The organism is Bradyrhizobium sp. 172, from assembly GCF_023101065.1.
Lineage (GTDB): Bacteria > Pseudomonadota > Alphaproteobacteria > Rhizobiales > Xanthobacteraceae > Bradyrhizobium > Bradyrhizobium canariense_D.
The window spans coordinates 151,465-172,610 of record NZ_CP064701.1; the positions used below are offsets into that span (position 1 = coordinate 151,465).

Consider the following 21,146-nt stretch of genomic DNA (forward strand, 5'->3'; position numbering starts at 1 on the left):
ATGGAGTCTGTAGCGGCAGCTGCCCCTACTGCTCTTTCGCCTTGATCGCCCAGCTCACATTCACCGTCACCGCTAGCGTTTCCTCGCCCGGCGCGACCGCGGCCTGCGGTACGGCCATGGGAGCTGCGGCCATGCGTCCCTTGAACAGCGGCATCGGGGCGCCGCCTTCGGAGACGCTGAGCGGTGCACCCAGCGTGACGCCGGTCGCCTTGGCGTAGATCTCCGCTTTGCGGCGGGCGTCTGCGACAGCTTTCTCGCGGGCATCGTCGAGCAGTTTCGAGGCCTGCGTAACCTCGAAGGAGATGTTGCCGATATCATTGGCGCCGGCGCCGACCAGCGTGTCGATGATGGCGGCGACCTTGGTCACGTCGCGGATCTTCACGGTGACGCGGTTTGAGGCGCGGAAGCCGACCACGGGCGAGGCGCCGGTGGATTTGTTCTGGCCGTATTGCGGCTGCAGCGACAGCCGCGAGGTCTGGTAGTCCTTCTCGTCAATGCCTGCGCCCTTCAGCGCCAGCAGCACCTTGCCCATCGCGGCGTTGTTGGCGTCGGAGGCTTCCTTCGCAGACTTGGCGTCGTTGGCGACGCCGGCGTCGATCTGCGCCAGATCAGGCGCGGCGGAGATCGTGGCTTCGCCGCTCACCGAAATCGCGGACGGAAAATCGTCGGCGAGCGCAGGCGTTGCCAGCATCGTGGCGGCAAAGGACGCAACAAGGGAGGTCAAAAGGATGGCAGGCTTTTTCATCGGTTTCACTTCAGCGGCACGAAAACATTGATCACGAGCTTGTCCTCCGCCGTCTTCAGGGGATCGGTGAGGTATTCCTCGATGAAGGTGTCCTTGGCTTCCAGCTTCTTGTCGTCGAGATGATTGGTGATCGCCTCATAGGTGTTGTCCATGTTGTCGTAGGAGCCGCGATGAACGAATTTCAGCGCCTTGCCCTCCGGCGATTTGCCGACGCTCATGTCCTTGGGCAGGTTCTTCGGGTCCTGCTCGACCGGGATCTCGGCTAGGAAGGTGAAGCCGGTGTCGTCGGTCGAGGTGTAGACGATCATCGAATTGCCGGCGTGCTTGATGCCCTGCTTGTCCAGCAGCGTGTTCAGCGCCTTGAAGGCGTCAATCAGCGTGTCGAAGGCCGAGTCCCAATTGGCAGTGCCCTTGACCATCAAAACCTTCTTGGACTCGAGCGTGGTCTCCTGGCCGAAAGGATCGGCCGTCTGCACGGGAGCCGGCGTCGCGGCGGCAGCCGGGGGCGGAGTGGCCGGGCTGGGTGACGCACTGGCGGCTGGCGAGGGCGAGGTTGCAGGGGACGTTGCAGGGCTTGGCGTGGCGCTGGCCGCCGGCGAGGGCGTGGCGACGGGGGCAGCGCTCGCGGCCGGGGCGGGCGAAGCCGACGGGGCCGGCGAGGGGCTCGCTGATGCGGCCGGTGCCGGGCTCGGCGTTTGGGCCAGCGTGGCGGACAGACTAAACGACAAGGCCGCTGCCGGGATCAGCGCGGCCAAAACGAGACGACGAAACCTGAACATTTTTATTCTCCCCAATAGCTTATCCGCCAAGGCCTTACGTCCCCGAAGCCTTAGCCCGGCCGCATGTCCCGGATCGCGCGAATTGCGCCGTTCTAACACGCGAGCGCCGAATTCGTCCCATGACAGATGCGTCATGGCAGCGTCCTGGCTCTTGTCGGCAAATCACTGGCCAAGAGGGCCAAGGATCGCCATATAAGGCAGGCGAAATTCGGGAATTTTCATGAGCGCGCTGGCCAACCACGCATTTGCCAAGATGAACGGCATCGGCAACGAGATCGTCGTTGTCGACATGCGCGATTCCACCTCAAAGGTCACCCCGGACGATGCCCGCGCGGTGGCATCGCCGCGAGGCGGCGTGCCCTACGACCAACTCATGGTGCTGCAGAAGCCGCGCTTCGACGGCACCGAAGCGTTCATCAGCATCTACAACAGAGACGGCTCCGAGGCCGGCGCCTGCGGCAACGGCATGCGCTGCGTCGTGCGGCGCATCTTCGAAAAGACCGGCCAGAGCACGGCAACGTTCGAGACGGCCGCGGGCCTGCTCAATGCCTGGCAGGGTCCGGCGCCGGATCTTTATACGGTGGACATGGGCGCGCCGAAGTTCGGCTGGCAGGACATTCCGCTCGACCAGGAATTTCGTGACACCCGCTACATCGAATTGCAGATCGGCCCGATCGACAATCCGATCCTGCATTCGCCCTCGGTGGTCAGCATGGGCAATCCGCATGCGATCTTCTGGGTCGATGACGTCAACGCCTACGACCTCGAGCGTTTCGGTCCGCTGCTGGAGAACCATCCGATCTTCCCGGAGCGCGCCAACATCACGCTAGCCCATATCGTCGATCCCCAGCACATCACGATCCGCACCTGGGAGCGCGGCGCCGGCCTGACCAGGGCCTGCGGCTCGGCCGCATGTGCCACGGCGGTCGCGGCGGCGCGGCTGAAGCGCGCCGAGCGCAATGTCGAGATCACGCTGCCCGGCGGCAAGCTCGGGATCGAATGGCGCGAGCGCGACGATCACGTGCTGATGACGGGCACGGCGACCTTCGAATATGAAGGCCGTTTCGATCCGGCGCTGTTCGCGCCGGTCGGGTGATGAGCGTCGACATCGTCACCTTCGGATGCCGCCTCAATGCTTTCGAGGCCGAGGTGATCCGCCGCGAGGCCGAGGGCGCGGGCCTTTCAGATGCCATCGTCATCAACAGCTGCGCCGTCACCAACGAAGCGGTGGCGCAGGCGAGGCAGTCGATCCGCAAATTGAAGCGCGAGCGGCCGGGAGCGCGCATCGTCGTCACCGGTTGCGCGGCGCAGACGCAAAGCGGCATGTTCGCCGAGATGGCCGAGGTCGATCGCGTCGTCGGCAATGACGACAAGATGCGGTCGTCTGCGTGGCGCGAGGCGCGTACGGCGTTCGATCTCGGTACGAGCGAAAAAATCGCCGTCAGCGACATCATGGCGGTGAAGGAGATGGCGCCGCATCTCATCGACGGCTTTGCGAGCGGGCTGCCCCGCGTGTTCGTGCAGGTGCAGAACGGCTGCGACCATCGCTGCACCTTTTGCATCATTCCGTTCGGGCGCGGCAATTCGCGCTCGGTGCCGATGGGCGCCGTGGTCGATCAGGTCCGGGCATTGGCCGAGCGCGGCCATGCCGAGATCGTGCTGACGGGCGTCGACCTCACCAGCTACGGCACTGACCTGCCGGGCACGCCCAAGCTCGGCATGCTGACGAAGCAGATTTTGCGGCATGTGCCGGAGCTGAGGCGCCTGCGCATCTCCTCTATCGATTCGATCGAGGCGGACAGCGATCTGTTGGATGCAATTGCTGAGGATTCGCGGCTGATGCCGCATCTGCACCTGTCGCTGCAGTCCGGCGACGACATGATCTTGAAGCGCATGAAGCGGCGGCATACGCGCGGCGACGCCATCGCGTTCTGCGACCAGGTCCGCCGGCTGCGCCCGGATATCGCGCTGGGGGCCGACATCATCGCGGGCTTTCCGACCGAGACCGAGGAGATGTTCTCGCGCTCGCTCGATCTGGTCGAGCAATGCGGCCTGACGTTCCTCCACGTCTTCCCCTATTCGCCGCGTCCCGGCACGCCGGCCGCGCGGATGCCACAGGTGGCGGGCGGTGCAATCAAGGAGCGTGCGAAGCGGCTGCGCTCGGCCGGTGAGACCGCGCTCCTGCAGCGGCTGCAAGCCGAGATAGGCGCCACGCGTGAGGTGCTGATCGAGAGCGACGGTCAGGGACGGACGGAGCATTATCTGCCGGTGGCGATTGCGGGCGAGCGTGTGGGGAGTGTGGTGTCGCTGCGGATTGCCGGTCGCGATGGCGCGCGGCTGACGGTGTGATGCTTCCTTCCCTTCTCCCCTTGTGGGAGAAGGTGGCGCGAAGCGCCGGATGAGGGGTTGCTTCCGCGTACTCAACTCAATGTGGACTCGCGGAGAGAGACCCCTCACCCGTCTCGCCGCTGCGCGGCGAGCCACCCTCTCCCACAAGGGGAGAGGGAAAAACTACAACGCCCGCACCTGCCAGAAGCGCAGCGTCCGCCGCGCATTCTCCGGGGTCATGCGCGCGTAATGGCTTTGAGCCCTTGCGATATCGGCCGGCTTCATCGCGCCGCTCGCAAAGCGGCTTTCGAGCACGGCGGCGGTGGTTTCCCAGCTGAGCTGCGCTGCCTTGCACGGCACCAGCAGGCCGTCCTCGCGCAGGCTTTGCATCAGCGGGCGGATGACTTCGACAGTCGATCCCGACAATGCCGCCAATGCGGCCACCGCTTCTTCATAACGGCGCTGTGTTGCGAAGCCGAGCAGCGTCGCTTCGCTGAGCTGGCCGGTCGCCCTGAGACCTGCGACGGCGCGCTTGGCGCCTTCGAAATCGCGGACACCCGACATCTCGCGCTCGACACCGACGGTGACTGCGGCGATCGCGCTCTGGATCTCCTCGAACAGATGCGGCGGCGCGCGCGACAACAGGCGGGTCCGCACGGCCTCGCTCGCCGAGCGCAGCAATTGACGGCGCAGGTCTGACGGCAAATCGACGCGGACGCCGACGCTGACAGCGAGCTCGGGATCGGCCTCCGCCTGTCCGACGATGACGGCAAATCCGCTTCCGGAGACGCGCGCGCCGGGATTGGCGGCGAGCCGCCGGCTGACGCTGGGATAACGTCGCGCCAGCAATGCATCGGTGACGATCTCCTTCAGCCACCAGCGTCCGGCGACCGCGAGCAGATGCGGCTCGCCCTTGGATGATGCGATCTGCACCAGCGCGCCGTCGTCGAGGCGCGCGGATTCCTGCAGCACGGGACCAGCGATGCGGATTTCGTCATTGTTGGCGAGGCGGCGAATGACCGATGGCGGCGCCTGCGCGATCGGCGCGAGCTGCGCGCTGATCTCGGCGAGCGCTACGCGCGCGCCCATGTCGGCGATGGCGCGGAGCTCGATGGTGCCGATCAGGCGATCGAGCACGTCGTCAAACAGTGCGATCTGCTCGTCGTCGAAACTGCCGGCGGAGGACAGGAACAGGTCGGTGACGCGGCGGGCTGTTGCCAGGCCCTTTTCCGCCGAGCCAGTCCGAAGCGCGGACTCGACCTCGTCGATGATCGATAACTCGGCCGTGGACATGACGCGCAGCTCGTCCTGAGCAGATTGACGGAAGCTTGTTCTAAGCAACCGCTATCATTAGAGACGAGCACTGAACGTTTCGTAAACTATAGGGGGCGCTGCGCGGCCTCCTCACCATGAGGGGCGAGCAGTCGGGCTACTCCCCGTTCCACCCGCAGGCGCGGAGCCGCTCGTGCATGTGGGGCGGGGCAGGCGCCACCACGCGGACCGGCTCCTTGTTGCGGGAGATCGGTACCACGATCTCGCGGGAATGCAGGTGCAGCTTCGGCTCGCCGAAGCGCGGGCCGTTGCCGTAAATGTTGTCGCCGAAGATCGGCCAGCCGGTCGCCGACGAATGCACCCGCAATTGATGGGTCCGCCCGGTCACCGGTTCCATGGCGAGCCAGGTCAGGCCATCGCCCCGGCCCATCACCTTCCAGTTGGTGATGGCCTTCTGGCCCTCGGGATCGGGCTTCTGCCACCAGCCTCGCTCGGCGTTCAGCCGTCCGAGCGGCATGTCGATGGTGCCTTCGTCCTCGGTGGGGCCGCTCTCGACGATGGTCCAGTAGGTCTTGCCGATCTTGCCATGCTTGAACAGCAGGCCGAGCGACGCCGTCGCCTTGCGATGGCGGCCGAGCACGAGGCAACCCGAGGTGTCCTTGTCCAGCCGGTGGGCCAGCACCGGCGGCCGCGGCAGGCCGAAACGAAGCGCCTCGAAGGAGGTTTCCAGATTGGCACCGCCCTTGGGTCCGCGATGCACCGGCAGGCCGGCCGGCTTGTCGATGACCAGCATCAATCCGTCGCGATGGAGCACGCGCGCCAGGATTTCGTCGGCCGTCAATTCGGGAACATCGAGCAATTGCAGGACTTTCGGTCAAGACTTTCGTTTGCGAGCCGGAACGGCTAACACACCGCCACCATGAACGATACCACCCCCGAGACCCCCAAGCTGAGCTGGTGGCGCCGCCTGTCCGACGGGCTGAAGCGCACCTCGTCCTCGCTCGGGACCGCGGTCGCCGACCTCGTCACCAAGCGCAAGCTCGACCGCGCCATGCTCGACGATATCGAGGACGTGCTGCTGCGCGCCGACCTCGGCACCTCGGTCGCGGTGCGGATCGCGGATGCGGTTGGCACGGGACGCTACGACAAGGCGATCTCGGCGGACGAGGTCAAGGACGTCGTCGCGACCGAGGTCGAGAAGGTGCTGGCGGCGGTGGCGAAGCCGCTCGAGATCGACGCCGGCAAGAAGCCGTTCGTCATCCTCGTGGTCGGCGTCAACGGCTCCGGCAAGACCACCACCATCGGAAAACTCTCGCAAAAATTCGCGTCCGAAGGCCGCAAGGTGATGCTGGCCGCCGGCGACACCTTTCGCGCGGCGGCGATCGAACAGCTCAAGGTCTGGGGCGAGCGCACCAGGACGCCCGTCATATCAGGCGCGCAAGGCTCGGATTCGGCGAGCCTCGCCTTCAACGCGCTGACGGCGGCGAAGGAGCAGGCCGTCGACCTGCTCCTGATCGACACCGCCGGGCGGCTTCAGAACAAGGCCGAGCTGATGAACGAGCTCGAAAAGGTCGTGCGCGTCATCCGCAAGGTGGACGCGACTGCACCGCATGCGGTGCTGCTTGTGCTGGACGCCACTGTCGGCCAGAACGCGCTGTCGCAGGTCGAGGCCTTCCATCGCACCGCAGGGGTCACCGGTCTCGTGATGACGAAGCTCGACGGCACCGCCCGCGGCGGCATTCTGGTGGCGCTCGCGGAGAAATTCAAACTGCCGGTGCATTTCATCGGCGTCGGCGAAGGCGTCGACGATCTCGCGCCGTTCACCGCGCGTGATTTCGCCCGCGCCATTGCCGGAATCGAAAGCTGAAGAATGGACAAGACCCAGCCGCATCCGCTGTTCAAGCTTGCGACCGAGCTCGGCCCGCTGCTCGTGTTCTTCTTCGTCAATGCGAAGTTCAATCTGTTCGCAGCGACCGGCGCCTTCATGGTCGCGATCGTCGCGGCGATGATCGCCTCCTATGTGGTGACGCGCCACATTCCGATCATGGCGATCGTGACGGGCGTCATCGTGCTGGTGTTCGGCACGCTGACCTTGGTGCTCCACGACGAGACCTTCATCAAGCTCAAGCCGACCATCATCTACGCTTTGTTCGCCGCGATCCTCGGCGGCGGCCTGTTGTTCGGCCGCTCCTTCATCGCCGTCATGTTCGACCAGATGTTCAATTTGACGCCGCAGGGCTGGCGCATCCTGACGCTGCGCTGGGCGCTGTTCTTCGCCGGCATGGCGGTGTTGAACGAGATCGTCTGGCGCACCCAGAGCACCGACTTCTGGGTCAACTTCAAGGTGTTCGGCGTCACCCCGATCACCATGATCTTCGCCATCGCCCAGATGCCGCTGACCAAGCGCTATCACCTCGAGCCGGCGTCGCTGGAAGCGAGCGAGGCCGAGGCGGGCGATGTGAGGAAGGGTTGAGCTCTCAACTCATCATTGCCGGTTGCGGCCACACACTCAACTGTCATCGCCGGGGCGATCCAGTATTCCAGAGACGGTTGTGAGATACGGAGAGGCCGCGGCTTACTGGATGCCCCGGTCAAGCCGGGGCATGACAGCGGTGTTTGGGGTTGGGTCCTTCGCTCACACTGACGACAGAGCTAGCTCCCCGCCGCCTTCAACGCGTTCTCCATCTGCGGCAACAGCACCGTCCGCAAATTCTCCGGCGTGATCGGTCCCACCAGCTTGTAGACGATGGTGCCTTCGCGACCGACGACAAAGGTCTCCGGCACGCCATAGACACCCCATTCGATCGAGGCGCGGCCGTTGGCATCGACGCCGACGTGGCCGAACGGGTTGCCGTAGCGCCCCAGGAAGCGCCGCGCATTGTCGGCGGCATCCTTGTAGTTGATACCGACGAGCTGGAAGCGCTTGTCTTTTGCCAATTCGGTCAGCAGCGGCGCCTCGTCGTGGCACGGCACGCACCAGGACGCCCAGACATTGACGAGGCTGACCTTGCCCTTGAACGCGGCGGGATCGAGGCCGGGGATCTGCACATTGTCAGCCTGCAATCCCTCGAGCGGCGGCAGCGTGGTTTGCGGCGCGGGGCGTCCGATCAGCGCAGACGGAATTCGCGAGGGATCGCCGCTGCCGAGCCGGAACCAGAACAGCAGCGCCAAGCCGATGAAGGCGATCAGCGGCAGCACCATCAGGAAGGTGCGGCGCTGCGGCGGAGCGGACGTCGATTGCTCGCTCATGATTGATCTCTCATGCTCGATCTCTCATGGCCGATCCGTCGCGCTACGGCCGGAGCGGCGGGTCACGCCGCTGCGCTCGAGCTCGCGCAGGCGCTGTGTCTGGCTACGATGATCGAGCACGATCCAGCCGATCAGGATCACGACCACAAGGGCGGCCGCGGCATAGGATGTCACGATGAAAGACGCATAGGGACCGAGCGACATGATCATGCAGCCCCAGCTTCTTTTGACGTGCTGCCTTCACGCGAGCCGGTGCCGACTTCTGCAAACGCCACACGGCTCGCCTGCATCATCTGCAGGGACCGCACGCGCCGTCGCAAAATCTCGTTGCGCATCGCAGCCAGATGCAGCGTGACGAACAGCAGGGTAAACGCGACCGCCATCACCAGCAACGGAATCAGGAATGATCTGTCGAGCGACGAGCCGCCCATCCGCATCACCGAGGCCGGCTGGTGCAGCGTGTTCCACCAGTCGACCGAGAACTTGATGATGGGCAGGTTGATGGCGCCGACTAGGGTCAGCACGGCGGCGGCGCGCGCCGCGCGGGAGGGCTCGTCGACCGCGCGCCACAGCGCCATCAGGCCGAGATACATCAGGAACAGGATCAGCACCGAGGTCAGCCGCGCGTCCCATTCCCAATAGGTGCCCCACATCGGCCGGCCCCACAGCGAGCCCGTGAGCAGCGCAAGGAAGGTGAAGCTGGCGCCGATCGGGGCGGCCGCTTTGGCGGCGACGTCGGCAAGCGGATGCCGCCACACCAGCGTGCCGAGCGAGGCAATGCTCATCACGCCCCATACGAACATCGACAGCCAGGCATTAGGCACGTGGATGAACATGATCTTTACCGTCGCGCCCTGCTGATAGTCGTCGGGTGCGGTGGCAGACTGATAGAGCCCGATCGCGAGCAGGATGATGGTCGCGGCCGCAAGCCATGGCAGCAGCCGCGCCGTCAGCGCGAGGAACCGTGTGGGGTTGGCGAGGTCGATCAGCGTCATGGTATCCTGATAATCACCGGTAAGCGCTCACGCAATCAGCACGAAAGTCCGCAGCGAAAGTTGATCGGGGTCAAGGTCAGTCCAGCCCATCTCAATCCAGCCCATGCTTCAGGCTCGCCGCAGCCGCGAAGGGGCCGATCACGAGACTGACCAGCGACAGCGCGCACAGGATCGAGAACGGCGCGCCGAACGTCATGGGTCCGACGATCGCCGCCTGCGAGGCTGCGACGCCGAAGATCAGCACCGGTATCGACAGCGGCAGCACCAGGACAGCTATCAGCAAGCCGCCACGATGCAGCGTCACCGCCAGCGCCGCACCGACCATCCCGGTAAATGTCAGCGCCGGGGTGCCGGCGAGCAGTGTCAGCGCCACAGCACCGGTTGCGACCATGTCGAGGTTGAGCAGCAGGCCGAGCACGGGGGTTGCGACGATCAGCGGCAGGCCGGCGGCCAGCCAATGCGCCAGCGCTTTCGACGCGCAGGCGAGTTCCAGCGGGGTCCGGCTCATCGTGATCAGGTCGAGCGAGCCGTCCTCGTGGTCGGCCATGAACAGCCGGTCCAGGGTCAGCAGGCTCGCCAGCAGCGCCCCCAGCCACAGGATGGCGGGTCCGAGCCGCGACAGCAGTGCCAGGTCCGGCCCCACAGCAAACGGCATCAGCACCACCACGGTCAGAAAGAACAGCACGCCAATCAACGCCCCGCCCCCGACGCGGAGCGCGATCCGGATATCCCGGCGGATGAGGGCAGACAGGGCGGTCATGCCACTGCTCCCAGAGGTGAGGAGGCAGCGTCGGCCGGTTGCGCCGGGCGAGCTGCGCTCCCTCCCCCCTTGTGGGGGAGGGCGGGGGAGGGGGGTAGCCCCGAGGAAGATGGTTCTTGGGTGCGGGCTGCTAGCAACGGAGCGCCCGCCTGCCGAACGCGAGAACCGAGAGAGTGCGCCGTGTGGCACCCCCCTCCCTGACCCTCCCCCACAAGGGGGGAGGGAACGGAGAGGGCGGAGTTCGGCCGCTTGGAAACCTGAGGGTTTACCCGAATCACGCCGCACCCCCGATCCGCAGCTCCCGCGAATCGATCCCGAGCGGGGCATGGGTGGCGGCGACGATCAGGCCGCCGCGCGCCAAGTGCCCGCGCATCAATCCGGAAAACATGTCCTGTCCCGCGACATCGAGCGCCGTGGTCGGCTCGTCCAACAGCCAGACGGGGCGGCGGACGGTGAGCAGGCGGGCCAGCGACAGCCGGCGGCGCTGGCCGGCGGACAGGAAGGCGGCGGGCAGATCGGCGGCATGGTCGAGCCCGACGGTGGCGAGTCCCTTGCCGGTGTCGAAACGCTCGCCGCCGAGAAAATCGGCCCAGAACGTCAGATTCTCCGCCACGCTCAGGGCTGGCTTCAGGGCGTCGCGATGACCCAGATAGTGGCATTGCTCCGGCAACGTCAGCTCGGCGTCACCCCCGTCCAGCGCGATCGTGCCGCTCGCCGGAATGAGCAGGCCCGCGATCAGCCTCAGCAGCGAGGTCTTGCCCGATCCGTTGCGGCCGACGACCGCCACGGCTTCGCCGGAGCCGGCCTCGAAATCGAGCGCGGAAAACACCTCGCGCCCGCCCCGCACGCAACTGACCCCGCGTCCGGAAAGCTGCATCTTGCCTCGTATCGATCCGCTCAAAGCCAGGCCTCAGGAAAACTTGGGGTAGCGTATGGGAATTTTTGGCTCGCGGATTGCCGCGGCACGATTGTGGCTGTGGCGGCGCGGTTAGAAAGCTTCTATAAGCCCGGAACTACTTGATGCGGCAACTCAACCTGCCCCTGCAAGTGACTCAGCCTGCCTACGCTGACGGTGTTAAAATACCCTGCCGGGTATAACTGACAATTGGGATTTCCTACATGACCTCGCTCGACAGCTTCAAATGCAAAAAGACCCTCAAGGTCGGCGCCAAGACCTATGTCTATTACAGCCTGCCCACGGCCGAGAAGAATGGTCTGAAGGGAATTTCGAAACTCCCCTACTCGATGAAGGTTTTGCTCGAGAACCTGCTCCGCAACGAGGACGGCCGCTCGGTCAAGAAGGAAGACATCGTCGCGGTGTCGAAGTGGCTGCGCAAGAAGTCGCTGGAGCATGAGATCGCCTTCCGCCCGGCGCGCGTGCTGATGCAGGACTTCACCGGCGTGCCCGCCGTGGTCGATCTCGCCGCGATGCGCAACGCGATGCAGAAGCTCGGGGGCGACGCCGAGAAGATCAATCCGCTGGTGCCGGTCGATCTCGTCATCGACCACTCCGTGATCGTGAACTTCTTCGGGGACAACAAGGCCTTCGGCAAGAACGTCACCGAGGAATACAAGCAGAACCAGGAGCGCTACGAGTTCCTGAAATGGGGCCAGAAGGCGTTCTCGAACTTCTCCGTCGTGCCGCCCGGCACCGGCATCTGCCACCAGGTCAATCTCGAATATCTCTCCCAGACGGTGTGGACCAAGAAGGAGAAGATGACGGTCGGCAAGAAGACCGGCACCTTCGAGGTCGCGTATCCCGACTCGCTGGTTGGCACCGATTCCCACACCACCATGGTCAACGGCCTTGCCGTGCTCGGCTGGGGTGTCGGCGGCATCGAGGCGGAAGCCTGCATGCTCGGCCAGCCGCTGTCGATGCTGCTGCCCAACGTCGTCGGCTTCAAGCTGAAGGGCGCGATGAAGGAAGGCGTCACCGCGACCGACCTGGTGCTGACGGTGACGCAGATGCTGCGCAAGCTCGGCGTCGTCGGCAAGTTCGTGGAGTTCTTCGGCCCCGGCCTCGACCATCTCTCGGTCGCAGACAAGGCAACCATCGCCAACATGGCGCCCGAATATGGCGCGACCTGCGGCTTCTTCCCGGTCGATGCCGCCGCACTGGATTATCTCAAGACCTCCGGCCGCGCCTCGGCGCGCGTCGCGCTGGTGCAGGCCTATGCGAAGGCGCAAGGGCTGTTCCGTACCGCCAAGTCGCCCGATCCGGTGTTCACGGAAACGCTGACGCTCGACCTCGGTGATGTCGTGCCCTCGATGGCCGGCCCGAAGCGCCCCGAAGGCCGCATTGCGCTGCCGTCCGTGGCCGAGGGCTTTTCGCTCGCGCTCGCCAGCGAATACAAGAAGGCCGAGGAGCCGGGGAAGCGCTTCGCCGTCGACGGCAAGAACTTCGACATCGGCCATGGCGACGTCGTGATCGCCGCGATCACCTCCTGCACCAACACCTCGAACCCGAGCGTGCTGATCGGCGCCGGTCTTCTGGCGCGCAACGCCGCCGCGAAGGGCCTCAAGGCAAAGCCGTGGGTGAAGACCTCGCTCGCCCCGGGCAGCCAGGTGGTGGCGGCCTATCTTGCCGATTCCGGTCTCCAGGCCGATCTCGACAAGGTCGGCTTCAACCTGGTCGGTTTCGGCTGCACCACCTGCATCGGTAATTCAGGTCCGCTGCCCGAGGAGATCTCGAAGTCGATCAACGACAACGGCATCGTCGCGGCTGCGGTGCTCTCCGGCAATCGCAACTTCGAAGGCCGCGTCTCACCGGACGTGCAGGCGAACTATCTGGCTTCGCCGCCGCTCGTGGTCGCCCACGCGCTCGCGGGCACCGTCACCAAGAACCTCGCCGTCGAGCCGCTCGGTGAAGGCAAGGACGGCAAGCCGGTCTACCTCAAGGACATCTGGCCGACGACCAAGGAGATCAACGCCTTCATGAAGAAGTTCGTGACCGCGTCGATCTTCAAGAAGAAGTATGCCGACGTGTTCAAGGGCGACACCAACTGGCGCAAGATCAAGACGGTCGAGAGCGAAACCTATCGCTGGAACATGAGTTCGACCTATGTGCAGAACCCGCCCTATTTCGAAGGCATGAAGAAGGAGCCGGAGCCGGTCACCGACATCGTCGAGGCCCGCATCCTCGCCATGTTCGGCGACAAGATCACCACCGACCACATCTCGCCGGCCGGTTCGATCAAGCTCACCTCGCCCGCCGGCAAATATCTCAGCGAGCACCAGGTGCGTCCGGCCGACTTCAACCAGTACGGCACGCGGCGCGGCAACCACGAAGTCATGATGCGCGGCACCTTCGCCAATATCCGCATCAAGAACTTCATGCTGAAGGGCGCCGACGGCAATATTCCGGAAGGCGGTCTCACCAAGCACTGGCCCGACGGCGAGCAGATGTCGATCTACGACGCCGCGATGAAGTACCAGCAGGAGCAGGTGCCGCTGGTGGTGTTCGCCGGCGCCGAATACGGCAACGGCTCCTCGCGCGACTGGGCCGCGAAGGGCACCCGTCTGCTCGGCGTGCGCGCCGTGATCTGCCAGAGCTTCGAGCGCATCCACCGCTCCAATTTGGTCGGTATGGGCGTGCTGCCGCTGACCTTCGAGGACGGCACCTCCTGGTCGTCGCTCGGTCTGAAGGGCGACGAGAAGGTCACGCTGCGCGGCCTCGTTGGCGACCTCAAGCCGCGCCAGAAGCTGACCGCGGAGATCGTCTCCGGCGACGGTTCGCTGCAGCGCGTTTCGCTGCTCTGCCGCATCGATACGCTGGACGAACTCGAATACTACCGCAACGGCGGCATCCTGCACTACGTGCTACGCAAGCTCGCGGCGTAAGCGCGGATTTGTGAACGGTGGCTCACTGCGAAGTGAGTAGTAGGTTACACGAAGGCGGCCTATCACAAGGCCGCCTTCACGCGTTTGCGGCAGGCTTCAGATGGGCCCGCCCGGCACAGAACCTCCCCTTGTACGGTTCTTGGACGGACAACAAATGTGTGAGGCCCGTAAGATTACGGTGACCATCCGGCGGTAAGATTTCCCTCTCACGAGCAATGGTGTGCGGCGTTCGACATGACAACAATGACGGCTTCTCATCTGGTTTCACGCTGGTCCGGTGCCCTCTGGTCGGGAGCTCTTGGTCTCTGTGCAATCGTCGCCGTCATCCGCCCTGCCGAGGCTGATCCCCGCGCCGTTGTCGAGTTGTTTACCTCGCAGGGCTGCTCCTCCTGCCCGCCGGCCGACAAGATCATCGGCGACCTCGCCCGCGATCCCTCGATCATCGCGCTGAGCATGCCGATCGACTATTGGGACTATCTCGGCTGGAAGGACACATTGGCCGATTCGCGCTTCTCTGCACGGCAGCGTGCGTATTCGCGCATGCGCGGCGACCGCGAAGTCTACACGCCGCAGGTCGTGGTCAACGGCTCCACGCATGTCGTCGGCAGCGACCGCACCGGCATCGAAAGCGCCATCGGCAAAACCGAGACGGGCACTGGTGTGATGAGCGTGCCGGTGACGATGTCGCTCGCGGGCAAGCAGATCAACGTCTCGGTGGCCGCGAGCAAGGAGCCGACGGCGTCCCACGGCGAGGTCTGGATCTGCTCGATTGCGAGGTCGGTGCCGATCGCGATCAGTCGCGGCGAAAATCGCGGACAGCAAGTGATCTATCACAACGTGGTGCGCAACCTGCTGAAGGTCGGCGACTGGACCGGCCGCCCGGAAAGCTGGACGGTGCCGATCGAGAACCTCACGCGTGACGGCGTCGACGGTGCCGTGGTCTATGTCCAGGACGGCAGCCGGGAGAGACCGGGCCCGATGCTGGGCGCGGCGTACACGTCGCTGCACTGACGCGCACTTCGAATCGTCCGACTCAAGCACACTCTCAATCCTCATGGTGAGGAGGCGCGTCAGCGCCGTCTCGAACCATGCAGGCCCTGCTGAGGCAGCTCGGCCTCGATCCTTCGAGACGCCGCTTCGCGGCTCCTCAGGATGAGGGGAAAGGGTTTTTGCTGAGATGCTGAGATATCCGTCGAGGCAGAAACATCCCGACCCAAACAATTCGACTCAAACAAAAAAGGACCAACTCGCGTTGGCCCTCCTTGTCGTGCGAACAGACCCGATCCTGACGGCCCCGGGGGGCTGGGGGCTGAGGAATCCGGAACCGAAAGGACCGGGTCAACGCACATAGGTCTTTTCGCAACGCAGGGCGGCAGTCGCTTGGCGGAAAAGCGGCGACACTATGATTCCTGCTAACGATCCCGTGACGGTTTGCCGCGACAGAGTTCCACCGCTGCGTGTGGGCGGATTGGCTCCGATTCCAAGGTCCTTCCAAGGGCCCTTGCGGTGGGGAACAGTTGGCGCAATCATGCAACCGTCATGATCCGCGGTCGAGGGACGGTCTTCGCGGACGCGGTCATGCTGATGCGACAGGAGGCGGCCTATGAGTCTGTCGGAGGATACCGATCCGAGCGAACAGCGTGCGGCGGCGCGCCCCGCCGCTTCGAATGCGCAACTGAGCCGCGTGACGTTCAACCGGCTCGAGCTGCACCGTATTCTCAATCTCTACGGCCGGATGGTTGCCGAAGGCGAGTGGCGCGACTATGCCATCGACTTCCTCAGGGATCGCGCTGTGTTCTCGGTCTTTCGCCGCGCCTCGGAAGTGCCGATCTATCGTATCGAGAAGGATCCGCGCCTCGCGCGCAAGCAGGGCATGTACAGCGTGATCTCGGCGACGGGCTTGATCCTGCGCCGCGGCCACGAACTGGAGCGCGTGCTCCTGGTGATCGATCGCAAATTGGCGGTGGTGTAGCAGGGATCCAGTAGCCCGGATGAGCGTAGCGACATCCGGGTCTTTGCTTGCAGCGTTCCCGGGTATCGCTTCGCTCACCCGGGCTACGGGCCTTACTTCCCCGGCACGCTCTTGGCGCCCTCGCCGAGGCTCCGCTGCATCATTACCGTGTCCAGCCAGCGGCCGAATTTCAGCCCGACGCTGGGATGCGTGCCGATCATTTTGAAGCCGGCCCTGGTGTGCACGCCGATCGAGCCGGCATTGGTGGAATCCCCAATTACCGCGATCATCTGACGGAAGCCGCGTGCCTCGCATTCGACGATCAGCCGCTCCAGCAGGAGCGCCCCGATGCCGCGGCGGTGGAAGGATGGATCGAGATAGATCGAGTTCTCGACCGTGAAGCGGTAGGCCGGGCGGGGCCGGTAGGCACCGGCATAGGCGTAGCCGGCGACGCGCCCGTCGAGGATGGCGACGAAATAGGGGTAGCCGCCGTCGATCAGCGTGCGGTAGCGGCGCGTCATCTCGGCAAGGTCGGGCGGCTCCAGCTCGAACGTCGCGGTGCCCTCGCGGACAGCCTGCCGATAGATGGCCGTGATGGCGGGGAGGTCGGCCTCGGTGGTGGGCCTGATATCGGGTGCGGACATGCCGCAAGATTAGAGCCTTCCCGGGGCGGCTGGAAGAGGCAACCGTGCTTCCTCATACTCCGTCCTTGCGAGGAGCCCTTGCGACGAAGCAATCCAGAAATGCACCAGCGGAGGGACTCTGGATTGCTTCGCTGCGCTCGCAATGACGGTGGGTGTTGAGAGGCTCGCCCCAAACAAAAACCCCGGCCTCTCGGCCGGGGGTTGCTGTCGTCCACTCTGGGCTGGCGCTTAGTCGCGCTGGCCGAGGAGCTGCAGGAGCAGCGTGAACAAGTTGATGAAGTTCAGGTACAGCGACAGCGCGCCGGTGATGGCCGCACGCTCTGCGATGTCATCGCCGGCCGAAGCGTAACCGTAGATGTAGTCGTTCTTCAGCCGCTGGGTATCCCAGGCGGTGAGGCCCGCGAACACCAGCACGCCGACCACCGACACGACGAACTGCAGCACCGAGCTCGCCAGGAACAGGTTCACCAGGCTCGCGATGACGATGCCGATCAGGCCCATGAACAGGAACGAACCCATTCCGCTCATGTCACGCTTGGTGGTGTAACCGTAGAGGCTGAGCGCGCCGAAAGTCGCCGCGGTGATGAAGAACACCCGGACGATCGAGGTGTGCGTGAACACCAGGAAGATCGAGGACAGCGAGACGCCCATCAGTGCCGCGAACACCCAGAACAGGATCTGGGCGGTCGAAGGAGCGAGCCGGTTGATGCCTGCCGAGATCACGAACACCATGGCGAGCGGCGCGAGCATGAACAGCCACTTCAGGGGGCTGACGAACATCGCGTAGCCGAACGGCGTCAGGAACAGCTTGCCGACCCGCACGGCTTCCGGGGTCGGAACGTCCGTCACGGCGGCCATGTAGACGCCGAGGGCGGCAAGGCCGGTGATGGCCAGGCCGATGCTCATGTAGTTGTAGATGCGCAGCATGTAGGCGCGCAGGCCGGCATCGACCGTCGCGGCGTCAACACGCCCGGCGGCCCTGCCGAAAGGAGAAGCGTAATTGCGGTCTAGGTCCGACATGGTCGAATTCCCGTTGGTTGGTCCGGTCCGGCATGAGGGTCGCCATGCCGCCGGTTCGTCAAATTCTATCTCGGATACCGATGTCTGCCGACTAAATTTTGGCTAACAATCGGGGCTCCGAACCCATTCGATATGTGGGAAACTAACACATTCGCTGCAACCGTCCACGCGCGGCTGAATGTCGCCCTTACCTGCAATCCAGACGAGCGGACGTGGTTAATCGCTGGAATCGTGCGATTTCGCTCCCGTGCCGCCGCCCGCTACCATTTGTCACAAATTCCGCAACACCGTGGCGGGCTTTTTGTTCAACGCCAGCAGGGTGCCGGCGAGCCCGAGGCCGACCGTGACGACCAAGGCAGCCGCGACCACGCCGGCTGCGCTGCCGCCCTGCCAGACGAAAGTGAGGGTCATCAGCCGGGTCACGATCATCCAGGCCGCGACGCTGCCGGCGAAAACGCCGAAGACCGCGGTGGCAAGCCCGATCAGGAGGTATTCGAGCGCATAGGCGCCGAGCAGCCGCAGCCGGGTCGCGCCCAGGGTCTTGAGGATCACCGCATCGTAGACCCGGTGGCGATGGCCGGCGGCGAGCGCGCCGCCGAGCACCAGAATCGCCGAGATCAGGGTCACCGCGCTGGCGCCGCGGATCGCCAGCGCCAGGTTGGTCACGACCGAGCCGACCGTCTCCATCACCTCGCGCACGCGCACGCTCGTCACCATCGGATAGGCGTCAGCGACCTCCTTGATGATCTTGCCGTCGCCGGCCGCATCGCCGCCGGCTTCCGTCAGCGTCGCGATGTGGGTGTGCGGCGCGCCCTTGAATGCGTTCGGCGAGAACACGAGGACGAAATTGATGCCGAGGCCCTGCCAGTCGATGCTGCGCAGATTGCTGATCTTCGCGGGGATGTCGCGGCCGAGGATATTGACCACGACCTCGTCGCCGACCTTGAGGCCGAGTCCGTCCGCGATCTTCTTCTCCATCGAAACCAGCGGCGGGCCGGAATAATCGGCGCTCCACCACTCGCCCTCGACCACCTTGGAGCCCTTCGGCAGCTCGGCGGTATAGGTCAGGCCGCGGTCGCTCTGCAGCACCCACTCGGAATCGGTGCTGGGCTTGAGCTCCTCGGCGCGGACACCACGGGCTCCGACGATCCGTCCGCGCAGCATCGGCACGTCGTCGACTTTCGCGCCGGGGGCGATCTGGCGCAGGTATGTGTCGAACTGCTCGGCCTGCGTGCTCGGAATGTCGATGAAGAAGAACGATGGCGCGTGCTCGGGCAGCGCCGCCAGGAACTGCCGGCGCAGATTGCCGTCGATCTGGGTGATGGTGACGAGCACGGCGAGCCCGAGCCCGAGCGACAGCACGACCGAGGGCGTCAGCGCGCCCGGCCGGTGGATGTTGGCAATCGCAAGTCGCAGCATCGGCCATCGCGTGCGCGGCAGCCGCCGTGCGATCGTCATCAGCAGGGCGGCAATGCCGCGGAGCAGCGCGAACACGACCACGGAGGAGGCCACGAACACCGCGGCGATGCGCTTGTCGAAGGACAGCCCGATCACGACCGCGATGAGCAGCGCGATCACGACGGCCATGAAGACGAGATAGCTCCAGCGTGGCCGATGCCATTCGGAGCTGATGGTGTCGCGGAACAGCGCCGCCACCGGCACGTCGTGCACTCGCCCGAGCGGCCACAGGCCGAAGGCAAGCGCCGTGAGCAGCCCGTAGACGAACGACAGCGCGAGCTCGTCGGCATGCACCGCCGGCACCACCGGCAGGGGCAGCAGCTTGCCGAATAGGCCGACGATCGCGAACGGCATGGCGGCGCCTAGTGCGAGGCCGATCACTGAGCCGATCGCGGCGAGCAGGAGAACCTGGGCGAGATAGATGCCGAACACGTCGCGCCCGGTGGCGCCGACGGCCTTGAAGGCCGCGATCACCTCGAGCTTGTGGTCGATATGGGCCTTGACGGCATTGGCAACGCCGACGCCGCCGACCAGCAGCGCGGCGAGGCCGACCAGCGTCAGGAACTGCGTGAAGCGGTTGATGTTGCGCTCGAGCTGCGGCGAGGCATTGGAGCGGCTGCGGACCTCCCAGCCGGCCTGCGGCGCGGCGTTGCGGGCGTCCGCGATGAAGGCGTCGGTGGCGCGCTCGTTGTTGGCGATCTCCGGCAGCTTCACACGATAGACCCAGCGCACCAGGCTGCCGGGTTGGACGAGCCCTGTCGCGCGCAGGCCCGCTTCGCTGATCAGGAAGCGCGGGCCGAAGCCGATGCCGCCTGCGAGCTTGTCGGGCTCGGCTTCGACGGCGCTGCGGATCTGGAACGTCGCAGCCCCGACGGTGACGCGATCGCCGGTCTTGAGCGACAGCCGCGCCAGCAGTGTCGGATCGGCGGCCGCGCCGAACGCGCCGTCGCGCTCCGCGAGCAACTCGGACATCGGCAGCGGCGGCGCCAGCGTCAGCTGGCCCAGCATCGGATAGGTGTCGTCGACCGCCTTCATCTCGACCAAGGCCAGCTTGCCCTCGGCCGAGCGCGCCATGCCGCGCAGTGTGGCGGCGCTCGAGACGGTGCCGCGCGAACGCAGGAAGGCGACTTCCTCCGGCTTCGCCTCGCGCTGAAACAGGACGAACGACACGTCGCCGCCGAGCAGCGTACGGCCTTCGCGGGCGAGGCCGTCGCTCAGGCTCGCCGAGACCGAGCCGACGCCAGCGATGGCCATCACGCCGAGCGCGATGCAGGCAATGAAGACGTAGAAGCCGCGCAGGCCGCCGCGCAATTCGCGCAGCGCGTAACGCAGCGACAGCGCGACGCCGTTGGGCTTCGCAAACGGTGCGGCAGCAGCACTCATGCCGGCGCCGACTGCGTGTCGATGCGCCCCGAACGGAGGCGGATCACGCGATCGCAGCGCTGCGCGAGCGAAGAATCGTGCGTGACCAGCACCAGCGTCATGCCGCGCTCGGCATGCTTGCTGAACAGGAGGTCGACGATCTGTTGTCCCGTGGCTTCGTCGAGATTGCCGGTCGGCTCGTCGGCGACGAGGATCGCTGGATCGGGTGCCAGTGCGCGGGCCAGCGCCACGCGCTGCTGCTCGCCGCCGGAGAGTTGGGTCGGATAATGATGCAGACGGTCGCCGAGCCCGACCGATTGCAGCTCCTGCGCCGCGCGCTTTGCGGCGTCGGGATTGCCCGCAAGCTCGAGCGGCACCGCGACATTCTCCAGCGCGGTCATGGTCGGGATCAAATGGAAGGACTGGAAGACGATGCCGACCTGGCGGCCGCGGAAGCGGGCCAGTGCGTCCTCGTCGAGGGCATTGAAAGGCGTGCCGTTGACCACCACCTCTCCGCTATCAGGACGCTCCAGCCCCGCCATCACCATCAGCAGCGTGGATTTGCCCGAACCTGACGGGCCGATCAGGCCGATCGTCTCGCTCCGGCCCACGCGCAAGCTGATATCCTTGAGGATGTGAACGCGTGCCGCGCCCGTACCCAATGACAGATTGACGTTGGAGATGGCGATGGTGTCGGCCGAACTGTCGGCGAGCGAAGAGGAAGAGATGCGAGTGTCCATGGT

General features: G+C 65.2%; 20 protein-coding genes. 7 read left to right on the forward strand and 13 right to left on the reverse strand.

The window, feature by feature from the left end; translation table 11 throughout:
• Positions 1-25: 25 nt before the first annotated feature.
• A complete protein-coding gene (locus tag IVB07_RS00755; protein WP_018459808.1) occupies positions 26-745 on the reverse strand; it encodes an SIMPL domain-containing protein in 720 nt (239 codons plus the stop codon).
• Between the two features lie 5 nt (positions 746-750).
• Complete coding sequence (locus tag IVB07_RS00760; RefSeq protein WP_026233881.1) at positions 751-1,524, reverse strand: GyrI-like domain-containing protein; 774 nt, start codon at positions 1,522-1,524, stop codon at positions 751-753.
• 220 nt (positions 1,525-1,744) lie between these two features.
• Here IVB07_RS00760 and dapF point away from each other — a divergent pair, with 220 nt between their 5' ends.
• Together dapF and mtaB are read left to right on the forward strand one after the other, a co-directional pair.
• Entirely contained in the window at positions 1,745-2,620 is an 876-nt protein-coding gene (gene dapF, locus IVB07_RS00765; RefSeq protein ID WP_018459810.1) for a diaminopimelate epimerase, read from the forward strand.
• Positions 2,620-3,873, forward strand: a complete 1,254-nt coding sequence (mtaB, locus tag IVB07_RS00770) for a tRNA (N(6)-L-threonylcarbamoyladenosine(37)-C(2))-methylthiotransferase MtaB (RefSeq protein WP_018459811.1) — start codon at positions 2,620-2,622, stop codon at positions 3,871-3,873. The genes dapF and mtaB overlap by 1 nt, the downstream gene beginning before the upstream one ends.
• A 162-nt stretch (positions 3,874-4,035) precedes the next feature.
• On the opposite strand, the gene IVB07_RS00775 is transcribed toward mtaB, so the two are convergent.
• Positions 4,036-5,145, reverse strand: coding sequence for a DUF2336 domain-containing protein (locus IVB07_RS00775; protein ID WP_247295774.1), 1,110 nt, complete (start codon positions 5,143-5,145; stop codon positions 4,036-4,038).
• Positions 5,146-5,281: 136 nt separating this feature from the next.
• Positions 5,282-5,983, reverse strand: coding sequence for an RNA pseudouridine synthase (locus tag IVB07_RS00780; RefSeq protein WP_026233882.1), 702 nt, complete (start codon positions 5,981-5,983; stop codon positions 5,282-5,284).
• A gap of 60 nt (positions 5,984-6,043) precedes the next feature.
• Here IVB07_RS00780 and ftsY point away from each other — a divergent pair, with 60 nt between their 5' ends.
• Positions 6,044-6,991, forward strand: coding sequence for a signal recognition particle-docking protein FtsY (gene ftsY / locus IVB07_RS00785; RefSeq protein WP_018459814.1), 948 nt, complete (start codon positions 6,044-6,046; stop codon positions 6,989-6,991).
• A 3-nt stretch (positions 6,992-6,994) separates the two neighbouring features.
• Positions 6,995-7,597 (forward strand): septation protein A, encoded by a 603-nt coding sequence (locus tag IVB07_RS00790; protein WP_007598838.1) that lies wholly within the window; start codon positions 6,995-6,997, stop codon positions 7,595-7,597.
• Between the two features lie 179 nt (positions 7,598-7,776).
• Here the strand turns inward: IVB07_RS00790 and IVB07_RS00795 are convergent, their stop codons facing one another.
• From IVB07_RS00795 to ccmA, 5 genes are all read right to left on the reverse strand, one after another.
• The gene (locus tag IVB07_RS00795; RefSeq protein WP_018459815.1) at positions 7,777-8,373 is read right to left on the reverse strand and encodes a DsbE family thiol:disulfide interchange protein; all 597 of its coding nucleotides are present in this window, start codon (positions 8,371-8,373) and stop codon (positions 7,777-7,779) included.
• Between the two features lie 24 nt (positions 8,374-8,397).
• Positions 8,398-8,583: a heme exporter protein CcmD gene (gene ccmD / locus IVB07_RS00800; RefSeq protein ID WP_018459816.1), complete on the reverse strand. Its 186-nt coding sequence runs from the start codon at positions 8,581-8,583 to the stop codon at positions 8,398-8,400.
• Positions 8,580-9,368: a heme ABC transporter permease gene (locus IVB07_RS00805; RefSeq protein ID WP_018459817.1), complete on the reverse strand. Its 789-nt coding sequence runs from the start codon at positions 9,366-9,368 to the stop codon at positions 8,580-8,582. The genes ccmD and IVB07_RS00805 overlap by 4 nt, the downstream gene beginning before the upstream one ends.
• 91 nt (positions 9,369-9,459) lie before the next feature.
• Complete coding sequence (ccmB, locus tag IVB07_RS00810) at positions 9,460-10,128, reverse strand: heme exporter protein CcmB (RefSeq protein ID WP_018459818.1); 669 nt, start codon at positions 10,126-10,128, stop codon at positions 9,460-9,462.
• A 274-nt stretch (positions 10,129-10,402) separates the two neighbouring features.
• Positions 10,403-11,005 carry a heme ABC exporter ATP-binding protein CcmA gene (gene ccmA, locus IVB07_RS00815; protein ID WP_026233883.1) on the reverse strand — a complete coding sequence of 201 codons (603 nt, stop codon included), beginning with the start codon at positions 11,003-11,005 and terminating at the stop codon, positions 10,403-10,405.
• A gap of 242 nt (positions 11,006-11,247) precedes the next feature.
• Here ccmA and acnA point away from each other — a divergent pair, with 242 nt between their 5' ends.
• From acnA to IVB07_RS00830, 3 genes are all read left to right on the forward strand, one after another.
• A complete protein-coding gene (gene acnA / locus IVB07_RS00820) occupies positions 11,248-13,968 on the forward strand; it encodes an aconitate hydratase AcnA (protein ID WP_018459820.1) in 2,721 nt (906 codons plus the stop codon).
• Between the two features lie 234 nt (positions 13,969-14,202).
• Positions 14,203-14,979: a DUF1223 domain-containing protein gene (locus IVB07_RS00825; protein WP_026233884.1), complete on the forward strand. Its 777-nt coding sequence runs from the start codon at positions 14,203-14,205 to the stop codon at positions 14,977-14,979.
• A gap of 592 nt (positions 14,980-15,571) precedes the next feature.
• Positions 15,572-15,940 carry a DUF2794 domain-containing protein gene (locus tag IVB07_RS00830; protein ID WP_018459822.1) on the forward strand — a complete coding sequence of 123 codons (369 nt, stop codon included), beginning with the start codon at positions 15,572-15,574 and terminating at the stop codon, positions 15,938-15,940.
• A gap of 92 nt (positions 15,941-16,032) precedes the next feature.
• Here IVB07_RS00830 and IVB07_RS00835 read toward each other — a convergent pair whose 3' ends face one another.
• From IVB07_RS00835 to IVB07_RS00850, 4 genes are all read right to left on the reverse strand, one after another.
• Positions 16,033-16,563, reverse strand: a complete 531-nt coding sequence (locus IVB07_RS00835; RefSeq protein ID WP_018459823.1) for a GNAT family N-acetyltransferase — start codon at positions 16,561-16,563, stop codon at positions 16,033-16,035.
• 228 nt (positions 16,564-16,791) lie between these two features.
• On the reverse strand, positions 16,792-17,583 hold the full coding sequence (locus IVB07_RS00840; RefSeq protein WP_247360630.1) for a Bax inhibitor-1/YccA family protein: 792 nt from the start codon (positions 17,581-17,583) through the stop codon (positions 16,792-16,794).
• A 270-nt stretch (positions 17,584-17,853) separates the two neighbouring features.
• On the reverse strand, positions 17,854-20,424 hold the full coding sequence (locus IVB07_RS00845; protein ID WP_018459824.1) for an FtsX-like permease family protein: 2,571 nt from the start codon (positions 20,422-20,424) through the stop codon (positions 17,854-17,856).
• Positions 20,421-21,143, reverse strand: coding sequence for an ABC transporter ATP-binding protein (locus tag IVB07_RS00850; RefSeq protein WP_018459825.1), 723 nt, complete (start codon positions 21,141-21,143; stop codon positions 20,421-20,423). The genes IVB07_RS00845 and IVB07_RS00850 overlap by 4 nt, the downstream gene beginning before the upstream one ends.
• Between the last annotated feature and the right edge of the window lie 3 nt (positions 21,144-21,146).

Excerpts from the sequence above, each read along its gene's own strand:
- dapF (WP_018459810.1), top strand. The coding sequence starts at position 1,745 with ATGAGCGCGCTGGCCAACCACGCATTTGCCAAGATGAACGGCATCGGC.
- IVB07_RS00755 (WP_018459808.1), bottom strand. The coding sequence starts at position 745 with ATGAAAAAGCCTGCCATCCTTTTGACCTCCCTTGTTGCGTCCTTTGCC.
- ccmB (WP_018459818.1), bottom strand. The coding sequence starts at position 10,128 with ATGACCGCCCTGTCTGCCCTCATCCGCCGGGATATCCGGATCGCGCTC.
- IVB07_RS00825 (WP_026233884.1), top strand. The coding sequence starts at position 14,203 with ATGACAACAATGACGGCTTCTCATCTGGTTTCACGCTGGTCCGGTGCC.
- IVB07_RS00775 (WP_247295774.1), bottom strand. The coding sequence starts at position 5,145 with ATGTCCACGGCCGAGTTATCGATCATCGACGAGGTCGAGTCCGCGCTT.
- IVB07_RS00805 (WP_018459817.1), bottom strand. The coding sequence starts at position 9,368 with ATGACGCTGATCGACCTCGCCAACCCCACACGGTTCCTCGCGCTGACG.
- IVB07_RS00840 (WP_247360630.1), bottom strand. The coding sequence starts at position 17,583 with ATGTCGGACCTAGACCGCAATTACGCTTCTCCTTTCGGCAGGGCCGCC.
- IVB07_RS00795 (WP_018459815.1), bottom strand. The coding sequence starts at position 8,373 with ATGAGCGAGCAATCGACGTCCGCTCCGCCGCAGCGCCGCACCTTCCTG.
- acnA (WP_018459820.1), top strand. The coding sequence starts at position 11,248 with ATGACCTCGCTCGACAGCTTCAAATGCAAAAAGACCCTCAAGGTCGGC.
- IVB07_RS00835 (WP_018459823.1), bottom strand. The coding sequence starts at position 16,563 with ATGTCCGCACCCGATATCAGGCCCACCACCGAGGCCGACCTCCCCGCC.
- IVB07_RS00790 (WP_007598838.1), top strand. The coding sequence starts at position 6,995 with ATGGACAAGACCCAGCCGCATCCGCTGTTCAAGCTTGCGACCGAGCTC.
- IVB07_RS00760 (WP_026233881.1), bottom strand. The coding sequence starts at position 1,524 with ATGTTCAGGTTTCGTCGTCTCGTTTTGGCCGCGCTGATCCCGGCAGCG.
- IVB07_RS00845 (WP_018459824.1), bottom strand. The coding sequence starts at position 20,424 with ATGAGTGCTGCTGCCGCACCGTTTGCGAAGCCCAACGGCGTCGCGCTG.
- IVB07_RS00830 (WP_018459822.1), top strand. The coding sequence starts at position 15,572 with ATGAGTCTGTCGGAGGATACCGATCCGAGCGAACAGCGTGCGGCGGCG.
- IVB07_RS00850 (WP_018459825.1), bottom strand. The coding sequence starts at position 21,143 with ATGGACACTCGCATCTCTTCCTCTTCGCTCGCCGACAGTTCGGCCGAC.
- ccmA (WP_026233883.1), bottom strand. The coding sequence starts at position 11,005 with ATGCAGCTTTCCGGACGCGGGGTCAGTTGCGTGCGGGGCGGGCGCGAG.
- mtaB (WP_018459811.1), top strand. The coding sequence starts at position 2,620 with ATGAGCGTCGACATCGTCACCTTCGGATGCCGCCTCAATGCTTTCGAG.
- ftsY (WP_018459814.1), top strand. The coding sequence starts at position 6,044 with ATGAACGATACCACCCCCGAGACCCCCAAGCTGAGCTGGTGGCGCCGC.
- ccmD (WP_018459816.1), bottom strand. The coding sequence starts at position 8,583 with ATGATCATGTCGCTCGGTCCCTATGCGTCTTTCATCGTGACATCCTAT.